1 protein-coding gene is annotated in these 642 nt (G+C 70.2%); it reads right to left on the bottom strand.

Annotation, left to right across the window (positions count from 1 at the left end):
• Positions 1-162: 162 nt before the first annotated feature.
• On the bottom strand, positions 163-642 hold a 480-nt coding region (locus FUT87_RS25370), incomplete at its 5' end, for an SDR family oxidoreductase (RefSeq protein WP_147242797.1).

A 642-nucleotide genomic window follows, 5' to 3' on the forward strand; every position in this document is an offset into this window, starting at 1 on the left:
ACGCTGGTCGTCGACGGCCGCGAGCGCCAGGTCTACTCGGATGGCCAGGGCGGCCGCTATTGGGTCGACGAGGACGGCCGGCGCCATACGGTCCGTTGATCCGTTGATCGGTCGATCCGTCGATTCGTCGACTCGTCGATCCCTTGACTGGCGCCCTCGGCCTCAGGCGGCGAATCCGCCGTCGATCAGCAGGTCGGCGCCGGTGACGAACCCGGCTTCCGGTCCGGCCAGATAGGCCACCATCGCCGCGATCTCGTCCGCCTTGGCGTGACGCGGCACGGCCATCAGGCCATGCAGGCCGGCGCCGAAATCCGTGTCGGCCGGGTTCATGTCGGTGTCGACCGGCCCCGGCGCCACGTTGTTCACCGTGATGCCGCGCGGCCCCAGGTCGCGCGCCATGCCCTTGACCAGGCCGATCAGCGCCGACTTGCTCATCGCATACGCCGCGCCGCCGGCGAAGGGCATGCGCTGCGCGTTGGTGCTGCCGATGTTGATGATCCGGCCGCCTTCGCGCATGTGCCGGGCGGCCGCCTGCGAGGCCACGAAGACCGAGCGCACGTTGACCGCCAGCGTGCGGTCGAAGTCCGCCAGCGAGAAGTCTTCCGTCGGCGCGACGTGCAGGACGCCGGCGCTGTTGACCAG

The organism is Mitsuaria sp. TWR114 (genome assembly GCF_007997345.1).